At 69.8% G+C, this 10,949-nt stretch carries 1 protein-coding gene; it reads right to left on the bottom strand.

What is annotated here, in order from left to right; all coding sequences use genetic code 11:
* Nucleotides 1–30: 30 nt before the first annotated feature.
* Nucleotides 31–10,908, bottom strand: a complete 10,878-nt coding sequence (locus tag IEY55_RS25515; RefSeq protein ID WP_444543300.1) for a type I polyketide synthase — start codon at nt 10,906–10,908, stop codon at nt 31–33.
* Between the last annotated feature and the right edge of the window lie 41 nt (nt 10,909–10,949).

The raw sequence follows: 10,949 nt of genomic DNA, 5'->3' as shown, positions 1-10,949 counted from the left end.
GTCGAACGTGCTGCCCTTCGCGCGGGAAATTCAGGACCTCTTGAGCTCACCATCGATGATGTCGAACACCTCGTCGAGCGTGGCCGCTTGCAGAACTTGGTCGTCGGCAACGCTCTCCTGGTGCACCGAGCCGTTGTTTAGCTTCGCCAGCAGATCGCGGAGTCGAGCCTCGACCGCGTCCCGCACGACCTCGTCGGAGGAGAGCTGGGGTAGCGCGTCTTCGAGCTTGTCGAGCTGGGTGAGGACCGGTCGCAGTGTCGGTGCCCCACCGGCGTGCAGAAGCTCCTTTTTCAGGTGCTCCGCGAGAGCGGCGGCCGTGGGGTGATCAAAGACCAGCGTGGCGGGGAGGCGCAGCCCGGTCGCAGTGTTGAGCCGGTTCCGCAGCTCCACCGCGGTCAACGAGTCGAACCCCAGTTCCTTGACGGCACGGCCGGGTTCAACCGTCGCGGGCGAGGTTAGCCGCAGCACCGCGGCGACGTGACCGCGGACCAGCTCCAACACCACGCGGTCCTGGTCGTCGGCGGACATCCCGGCCAACCGGTCCCGCAACATCTCCCCGCCGGCCGCGGCGACGCCCGCCGCACGGCGGAGCGAGCCGGGCACCAAGGCACGCAGCACCGGGGACACCGGAGCGTTCGCCGCCTCGGCCCGCAGGACCCGGATGTCGACGCGCATCGGCAGAACAACGGGTTCGTCCAGCGAGGTCGCCGCGTCGAGAAGAGCGAGCCCCTCCTGACTGGACAGGCCCATCACTCCCGACCTGCCCAGCCGAGCGACGTCGGTCTCGCTCATCCGCGCGGTCATCCCGCTGGTTTCGGCCCACAGGCCCCACGCCAGCGAGACCGCAGGCAGGCCCCGCGTCCTGCGGTGACACGCGAGGGCGTCCAGGAAGGCGTTGGCCGCCGCGTAGTTCGCCTGGCCGGCGGCGCCGAGCGTCCCGGCGGCCGAGGAGAAGACCACGAACGCGGACAGGTTCATGCTCTCGGTCAGCTCGTGCAGGTTGAGGACGGCGTCGACCTTCGGTCGAAGCACCCGGTCGATCCGCTCCGGCGTCAACGACTGGACAACCCCGTCGTCCAGGACGCCCGCTGTGTGCACGATGGCTGTCAAGGGCCGCTCGACCGGGAGGGAACCCAGAAGTTCCGCCACCGCCGCATGGTCGGCGACGTCACACGCCGCCCAGGTGATTCGCGCCCCAAGCGCGGTGAGATGGTCGGATAGTTCGCCCGCTCCCCTGGCCTCGGCGCCGCGCCGGCTCACCAGCAGCATGTCGCGCACGCCGTGGGACTCGACTAGGTGCCGGGCGACGAGCCGACCCAGTGTCCCGGACGCTCCCGTGACGAGCACGGTTCCCGACGGCTCCCACTTCGCCGTCTGCCCCTTCGCGACGCGCTCGAGCCTCGGGACGAAGAGTCCTCCCCCGCGGACGACAACCTGTGGCTCGTCCGCGTCGAGCACCGCCGACAGTATCTCGGCGGGGACCGAGTCCTGGTCAAGGTCCACCAGAACGACACGGTCCGGATTCTCTACCTGCGACGAGCGCACCAAGCCCCAGACAGCCGCACCAGGGAGGTCCGTGACGCCCTCGAGGTCCGATGCGGACACCGCACCCCGAGTCATGATCACCAGCCGTGCGGAGGAGAACCGCTCGTCGGCGAGCCACTGCCGCAACGTCTCCAACACCTGGCAGGTGGCCGCTCGAACCTGGTCCGCCAAGACATCCCCGGCGGAACTCGCCGTACAGGGCAGGAACACCACCTCCGGAACGGGTTCGGTCAGCTCCGCCAGCGACGCGACACAACGCGGTGACCACAAGGACGGGGTGATCGTTGGTTGGAGTTCGTCACCTCCCACGACCACCCACTGCTCGCCAGTGTTCGAGGACGGGACCGACGGTGGGGTGAGCCGAGTCCACCTCAGTCGGAACAACGAGTCCTGGAGGTCGCCACGAGTGGCTTCCAGCTGTTCTGCCGACACGGGTCGAGCGACGAGTGAGCCCACCGAGGCGACGGAGACACCGGTGCGATCCGCCAACAGCACGGACACCCCACCGGAAGCCGTGGGCGACAGGCGAACCCGCATGGTGGGCGTTCCCGTGGTGTAGATCGCCACGTCGCTCCAGGAGAAGGGAATTCGTACGTCGATGGTCTTCTCCGCCACCTCGGGGAGAAGTCCCCCGTGCAGTGCCGCGTCCAACAGTGCGGGGTGGACCCCGTAGCGATCGGCGTCCGCTTCGGCCTCGGCCGGTAGCGCTACCTCGGCGAACACGTCGGCGCCGAGCCGCCATGCTCGACGCAGCCCCTGGAAGGCCGGCCCGTACTCCAAGCCCGCCTCGGCTAGCCGCTCGTAGCACCCCGCCAGGTCCACCGGTTCGGCACCGGGCGGTGGCCACGCGCCGTCTAGCGCGGCCGCGGGGGGCTCTGGCTGGTCCGTCAGAACGCCTCGGGCGTGACGGGTCCAGGCCACGTCCTCCCAGGCGTCGTCCGGGCGCGAATACACCTCCACCGTGCGCCGACCGGACTCGTCGGGCGTGCCCACGACCACTTGGAGCCGGACGCCGCTCTGCTCGGGCAGGATCAGCGGCGCTTCCTGGGTCAGCTCCTCCAGCCGAGAGCACCCGACCTGATGGCCCCCATGAAGTGCCAGCTCGATGAGCGCCGTTCCCGGAAGGAGGACCGTCCCCAACACGGCGTGGTCATGCAGCCATGGCTGACGCTCCAACGTGATCACTCCGGTGAACAGACGCGTGTCGGAACCAGCCAGCTCGACCGCTGCCCCCAGCAACGGGTGGTCCGGCCGCACCAGACCCGCTGTCCTCACGTCCGCGGCCGAGCCGGTCCCTTCCAACCAGTACCGCTGTCGCTGGAACGGGTATGTGGGGAGTTCCACGACGCAGGGGTCGGGGCCCTCGAAGGCGCGCGACCAGTCGACGTCGACCCCGTGCACCCATGCGCCGGCCAGCGAGGTGAGGAAGCTGGCGAGGCCGCCCTCCTGCCGGCGAAGGGACCCCACGACCACCGGGTCGCCCTGGTCGAGGGCGTCCTCGATCCCAGCCGTCAGCACTGGGTGGGGAGACATCTCGAGGAACGCTCCGAACCCCTGGTCACCCAGTCGCCGCACACCCTGTTCGAACCGAACCGTGCTCCGCAGATTTCGGTACCAGTAATCAGCGTCCAGGTCCGCGGTGTTCATGCGGTCGCCCGTCACCGTCGACAGGAACAACACCGACGCCGACCGTGGCGCGATGTCCGCCAGACGTTCGCGCAGGTCGTCACGCAGTGCCTCCACTTGGGCTGAGTGCGAGGCGTAATCCACCGCGATCCGGCGTGCCCGCACGCCCTCGTGCTCACAGCAGACCAGCAGTTCGTCCAACGCCGCCGGCTCTCCCGAGATCACCACCGACGAGGGGCCGTTCACCGCAGCCACGTCAACTCGGTCCGACCATTGGGCCGCCAGTCGCTCCACCCAATCCAACGGGGCGGATACTGAGACCATCCCGCCGTTGCCTGACAAGCGTTCCGCGACTAACCGGGACCGGAGCGCGACGATGCGGGCCCCATCCTCCAACGACAGGCCACCCGCCACGCACGCCGCAGCTATCTCGCCCTGGGAATGACCGACGACGGCGTCCGGAGAGACCCCCATCGAGCGCCAGAGGTCCGCCAGGGACACCATCACCGCCCACAGGGCGGGTTGGACGACGTCGACCCGCTCCAGTGCGGGCGCGTCCTCGGCACTGTGGATCACGTCGACCAACGACCAGCCGACGTGCGGCGCGAGCGCGTCGGAGCAGGCCCGCAACGTTCGAGCGAACACCGGGGAGGCCTCGCAGAGTTCCCTGCCCATCCCCGTCCACTGTCCGCCCTGACCGGGGAACACGAACACGGTCTTTCCGGCCCGCCGGGCGACACCCACCACGACCCCGGTGGCCTCGCGGCCCTCCGCGACCGCCGCCAAGCCGCTTCGGAAGGCGTTCTGGTCCTCCGCTAGGACGACCGCACGGTGTTCCAGGGCCGCACGGGACACGGCCAGCGAGTAGCCCACATCGACCACGCTTGGCGCGTTATCGTCCACAAAGGCCGATAGCCGTACAGCTTGTTCCCATAGAGCAGGTTCGCTGCGGGCCGCGACCACCCACGGCACCGCACCCCGGGCCCCGGACTCGCTCACCTCCGAAATCCGAACAGCGTCGTCCCCGGGTGCTTCCGCGTCTTTCTCAGACGGTGCCTGTTCCAGGATAACGTGCGCGTTGGTGCCGCTGATCCCGAACGACGACACCCCCGCCCGACGCGGATGCCCGGTCTCCGACCACGGACGAGCCTCCGTCAACAACTCCACCGCACCCGACGACCAGTCGACGTGCGACGTCGGCTCATCCACATGCAACGTCCGCGGCAACATCCCGTGCCGCAACGCCAACACCATCTTGATCAGACCAGCCACACCCGCGGCCGCCTGAGTATGACCAATGTTCGACTTCAACGCCCCCAGCCACAACGGCAGATCCGCCGGACGATCCTGCCCATAGGTCGCCAAAAGAGCCTGCGACTCAATAGGATCACCCAACGTGGTACCGGTACCGTGCGCCTCCACTACATCCACATCGGACGGTTTCAACCCGGCGTTCGCCAGTGCTCGGCGGATAACCTTCTGCTGCGACGGACCATTCGGCGCCGTCAAACCGTTGGACGCTCCGTCCTGGTTCACCGCCGAACCACGCACCACCGCCAACACGGGGTGGCCCCTCCGTCGTGCGTCGGACAGGCGCTCCAACAACAGCAGGCCGGCCCCCTCGGAGAGGGCGGTTCCGTCAGCCTGATCCGCGAATGGCTTGCATCGTCCGTCGGGCGCCAGCCCGCGCTGCCGGCTGAACTCCACGAACGTCGTCGGGGTGGACATCACGGTCACACCACCGGCGAGCGCCATCTCGCACTCGCCATGGCGCAACGCCTGAACCGCCAGATGAACTGCCACCAGCGAGGACGAGCACGCCGTGTCCACGGTCACCGCCGGACCCTCGAGTCCGTACAAATAGGCGAGACGACCGGAGGCCACGCTCGACGCGCTTCCCGTGCCCGAGTAACCCTCGAACTCCGTCAGCCGAACGGCTGGCCGTGTCGCGTAGTCCTGCCCCATCAATCCGGTGAAGACACCGATGTCACTTCCCTTCACGGAGGTGGGGTTGATGCCAGCGCGCTCGAACGCTTCCCACGAGGTCTCTAGCAGCAGCCGCTGCTGCGGGTCCATCGCGGTCGCCTCACGGGGACTGATATCGAAGAACCCGGCATCGAACTCCGCCATGTCGTGCAGGAAGCCGCCGGCGCGCACGTAGCACGTCCCTGGCCGGTCGGGATCGGGCGAGTACATGTCCTCGAGATCCCAACCGCGGTCGGTGGGGAACCCGGAGATCGCATCGACGCCCCGGTCCACCAGGCGCCACAGCTCCTCGGGCGAAGCGACGCCCCCCGGCAGCCGGCAGGCCATCGCGACCACCGCGATCGGCTCGTCAGGCGGGGCGGTCGTCGTGAGCATCGGCGCGCCGACGTCCGCACCCGCACCGAGGATCTCCGCGTCGAGGAGTTGGGCCACCGCGGTGGGAGTGGGGTGGTCGAACACCAACGTGGCCGGTAGCCGGAGCCCGATCGCGGCGGAGACCCGGTTCCGGAACTCGACCGCGGTGAGCGAGTCGAAGCCAAGCTCCCGGAAGGGGCGGTCGGGGTCGACGGACTCGGCTGAGTCGTGGCCGAGCACCGTGGCGACCTGGGCCCGCACCAGATCCCGCAACACCTGGTTCCGCTCCACGGTGTCCCGGCCGGCCAGCCGTTCGGCCAAGGAGTTCGTCCCGAGAGCGCCGGCACTGGCCGCCCTGCGGCGCGTGGTCACGGGCGCCAGATGCTGGAGCAGCGGCGGTGCCGACGCGTCCAGGTCGCGCGGGTCCAGCCGTATCGGGACCAACACCGGCTCGTCCGTGATCGCCATGGCGGCGTCGAGCAACGCCAGTCCATCCCTTGTGGACATGGGCTGGGCGCCGGACCGGGCGAGGCGGGAACGGTCCGCCCCCGTCAGGACCGCCGTCATCCCACTGGCCTCTTCCCACAGCCCCCAGTCCAGGGACAACCCCGGCAGGCCGCGTGCTCGTCGCTGCTGGGCCAGGGCGTCCAGGAAGGCGTTGGCCGCGGCGTAGTTGCCCTGTCCCGCGGCTCCCATGACCCCAGCCGCGGAGGAGAAGAGAACGAACGCGTCGAGCCGGAGGTCCTGGGTGAGCTCGTGGAGGTTCCAAGCGGCGTCCACCTTGGGCCGCAACACCGCGTCCACCCGCTCCGGGGTCAACGCGGAGATCACTCCATCATCCAACACACCCGCCGCGTGCACCACCGCCGTCAGCGGGTGCTCCGGGTCGATGCGGCCAACCAGTTCGGCCGCCGCCCGGCGGTCGGCCATGTCGCAGGCCACGACCTCGACGTTGGCGCCCAGCTCGGTCAGCTCGGCCCGCAGCTCGACCGCCCCGGCGGCGCCCGGGCCGCGCCGGCTGGTCAACACCAGATGGCGCACCCCGTGCTGGACGACCATGTGCCGGGCCACCGCCGAGCCGAGGGTTCCGGTGCCGCCGGTGACCAGGACCGTTCCTCTAGTGTCCCAGCGCGGGGCGGCACCGCTGTCGGAAGCCGTGTTGACCCGGGCCAACCGGGCGGCCAGGAGCTGACCGTCGCGCACCGCAAGCTGAGGCTCACCGGCGGACACGGCCGCCGCCAGCAGATCCGCCCGGTGCTCGATCCCGTCTAGGTCGACCAGGACCACCCGGTCCGGATGTTCGGACTGCGCGGATCGCACCAGGCCCCATGCCGCAGCCGTGGCCAGGTCGGGCACGTCCGCACCATCCCCTGTGGACGCGGCGCCCGTGGTGAGCAGTACCAGTCGGGACGCGGCCAACCGGTCGTCGTCGAGCCACGACTGCAGCAGGCTCAGAGCCTTGTGGGTGGCGGCCCGCGCTGCCGCGGCGGTGTCACCGGGACCACTTTCGTCGCCGGTGAGAGCCGTCAGCGGCGCGAGCACCACGTCCGGAACCGGCGCTTCTGAGGTGATCGCCTCCCTTAGCGAGGAAATGTCGGGGAAGTCCGCGACCGACGTGCCCGTGCCGCCCGGCCGCACCGCCAGCCCGAGCGTCTCCGGATTGGCGCCAAGAACGGCCCACCGCGCCGGAGCATCAGCCGAGACGGTAGGCAGCTTCACCCACTCCAGCCGGAAGAGGTCATCGCCCCTGGGGGTAGCCTGTAGCTGGTGTGCTGGCACGGAACGGGTCACCAGCGAGTCCACGGACACGACCGGAGCTCCGACGGAGTCCGCTGCCCACAGGGATATGGTGTCCGGGCCGGACATCGTCAACCGCACCCGCAACGATGACGCACCGGTGGCAGACAACGAGACTCCACTCCACGCGAAGGGCAGCGGAACCTCACCGTCGGACAGCGCGACGCGCTCGTCGTGACGCACCTGAGCCGCATGGAGCGCCGCGTCCAGTAGCGCCGGGTGTAGCCCGAAGGCCGTCGGGTCCCCAAGCACGGCCTCGGGTAGCGCGATCTCGGCGAAGATCTCCTCGTCGCGACGCCAGACCCGGCGCACGCCCTGGAACGCCGAGCCATATTCGTAGCCGCGCTCCGCCAACACATCGTACAGCTGGTCAATCTCGACGGGTGTCGCGCCGTTGGGTGGCCACTGGGTGAACTCAAAGTCTGGATCGGCGACGCGGGACGCGAGCAGGCCCGTGGCGTGGCAGGTCCACGGCTCTGCGGACTCCTCGGTACGGCGGGAGTACACCGCCACGGACCGGACGCCATCGTCGTTTGGCGTCCCCACCGCCACCTGGAGCTGTACGGCGTCCCGCTCGGTGAGCACCAGCGGCGCCTGCAGGGTCAACTCTTCCAGGTGACCGCACCTGACCTGGTCGCCCGCCCGAATGGCCAGCTCGACGAAAGCCGTTCCGGGCAGGAGAACGGTTCCGGCCACCGCGTGGTCACGCAGCCACGGGTGGGCGTCCATCGTGAGCTGGCCGGTGAAGAGCATCCCGTCAGAGTCGGCCAACGGGACAGCGGCGCCCAGCAGGGGATGTTCGGCGGAGTTCTGCCCGAGCGAGGCTAGGCCGCCGGGCATGGTTCCCTGGAAGTCCACCCAGTAACGGCGGCGTTGGAACGCGTAGGTCGGCAATGGCACACGTTGCGCCGCGGTGCCGGCGAAGACATCGGCCCAGTCCACGGGAACCCCCCGGACATAGGCCTCGGCCACCGAGGTCAGGAACCGTTCCCATCCGCCCTGATCGCGGCGGAGCGACCCCACCACGACGGCGGCGGCCTGATTCTCGGGCTCGTCGAGCGTTTCTTGGACGCCCATCGTCAGCACCGGATGTGGCGACACCTCGACGAAGGTGCGGTACCCCGCCGCCAGCAGCTCCCGCACCGCTGGTTCGAACCGCACAGTCTCACGCAGGTTCCGGTACCAGTAGTCCGCGTCGAGGGTGGAGGTATCCAGCCAACCACCGGTCACCGTGGACAGGAACGGGATCTCACTCGCCCGCGCCGCGACGCCGGACAGGGCCTCGGCCAACCGGGCCTGGATCGCCTCGACCTGGGCGGAGTGTGACGCGTAGTCGACCGGAACCCGCCGCGCGCGGATGTCCTCGCCCACGGACCAGGCCACGAGTTCGTCCAAGGCCTCGGGGTCACCGGACACCACCACCGAGCGTGGCCCGTTCACCGCCGCGACGGACAGGCGGTTCTCCCACCTTCGCAGGAGGCCCTCGGCCCGTGTCAGGGGCAGTGGCAGCGAGACCATGCCACCGCGACCGGCGAGGGCCGCGAGGGCCTGGCTGCGCAGGGCGACCACGCGGGCCCCGTCCGCAAGGGACAGGCCACCCGCCACGCACGCCGCCGCGATCTCCCCCTGGGAATGACCGATGACCGCGTCTGGGCGAACCCCCATGGAGCACCACACCTCGGCCAGCGACACCATCATCGCCCAAAGTGCCGGCTGGACGACGTCAACGCGGTCCAGCGACGGTGCGTGGGGGGCGCCGCACACAACGTCCACCAGTGACCAGTCGACGCGTGGACGCAGCGCGTCGGCACACTGCTGGAGCCGGTCGCGGAAGACGGCGGACGACCCCCACAGCCTCGTGGCCATCCCGCTCCACTGCGAGCCCTGGCCAGGGAACACGAACACCGTCTTCCCGGCTTCCCGAACGACACCCTCCACGACGTCAATCGCGTCGCGGCCCTCGATAACCGCTTCCAGACCGGCTTGGAAGGCGTCCTGGTCCTTCGCCAGGATGACCGCTCGGTGCTCCAGGGCCGCGCGGGACACGGCCAGCGAGTAGCCCACGTCCACCACGCTCAGCCGGTCCTGGTCGTCCAGGTAGGACGAGAGGCGTTTCGCCTGTTCCCGGAGGGCGCGTTCGCCGCGCGCCGCGAGCACCCACGGCACCGCGCCGCCGATTCCGGACTCGCTCGCGGCCCGAACCCGGGAAGCATCGTCCGCAGCTGCCGCCGAGCCCTCCTCGGGAGGCGCCTGTTCTAGGATGACGTGCGCGTTGGTCCCGCTGATCCCGAACGACGACACCCCCGCCCGACGTGGGCGACCGGTGTCCGGCCACTCCCAGGCCTCGGTGAGCAGCCGCACGGCGCCGGACGACCAGTCGACATGCGGTGTGGGGGCATCCACGTGCAGCGTGTGGGGCAGGATCCCGTGGCGCATCGCCATGACCATCTTGATCACACCACCGACCCCGGCCGCGCCCTGCGTGTGCCCCAGGTTGGACTTCACCGAACCCAACCACAGCGGCTGGTCCGCCGGCCGGCCCGGCCCGTACGTCGCCAACAACGCTTGCGCCTCGATCGGGTCACCGAGCGTGGTGCCGGTTCCGTGCGCCTCCACGGCGTCGATCTGGCCCGGGCTCAGCCCAGCGTCGTCGAGCGCCTGCCGGATCAGCCGCTCCTGTGCTGGGCCGTTGGGCGCGGTCAGCCCGTTGCTCGCGCCGTCCTGGTTGACGGCGCTGCCCCTGATCACCGCGAGCACCTGATGGCCGGCGCGACGTGCCTCCGAGAGCTTCTCCACCACGAGGACGCCCACGCCCTCAGCCCAGACCGTGCCGTCGGCGGCGGCCGCGAAGGACTTGCACCGGCCGTCCCTGGCGAGGGCGCCTTGTTGGGCCATGTCGAGGAAGGCCAGCGGGCTGGTCATCACCGTGACCCCGCAGACCAGGGCGAGGGGACACTCCCCCGCCCGTACCGCCCGCACGGCGAGGTGCAGCGCGACCAGCGACGCGGAGCAGGCGGTGTCGACGGTCATCGCGGGCCCCTCCAGGCCCAGCGTGTAGGCGATCCGCCCCGAGGCCACCGCGTTGAGCATCCCGGTGGCGCCGAACCCCAAGAACTGCTGCAACGACTCCTCGTCGCGTGGGCCGTAGTTCTGGTTCATCAACCCGACGTACACGCCGGCGTCACTGCCCCACAGCGAGGTGGGATCGATGCCGGCCCGTTCCAGGGCCTCCCACGACGTCTCCAGCAACAACCGCTGTTGTGGGTCCATGGCCAGGGCCTCACGAGGGCTGATGCCGAACAGGTCGGCGTCGAAGTCAGTGGCGTCGTGAACGAATCCGCCCTCGTGTCGGAAGCTCGCACCGAGGTCGACGGCCCAGCCACGGTCGGTGGGGAAGGCCGAGATGGCGTCGCGCCCGGCGGCGACGAGGTCCCAGAGGTCCTCCGGTGACGTGACGCCCCCGGGATACCGGCACGCCATACCGATGATCGCGACGGGTTCCGCCACACCGGACTCGAGTTCGCGCACCCGTTGCCGGGTTCGCTTCAGGTCGGCAGTAACTCGCTTGAGGTAGTCAACGAGCTTGTCGTCTGTTGCCAACTTGATCAACTCCATTGCCGGGCGGTCGTACAGCGAGCCGG

The organism is Longimycelium tulufanense (assembly GCF_014645795.1).
GTDB lineage: Bacteria > Actinomycetota > Actinomycetes > Mycobacteriales > Pseudonocardiaceae > Longimycelium > Longimycelium tulufanense.
Note: the sequence above shows the minus strand (reverse complement) of the source record. Positions and strands in the feature narration are given on the sequence as shown.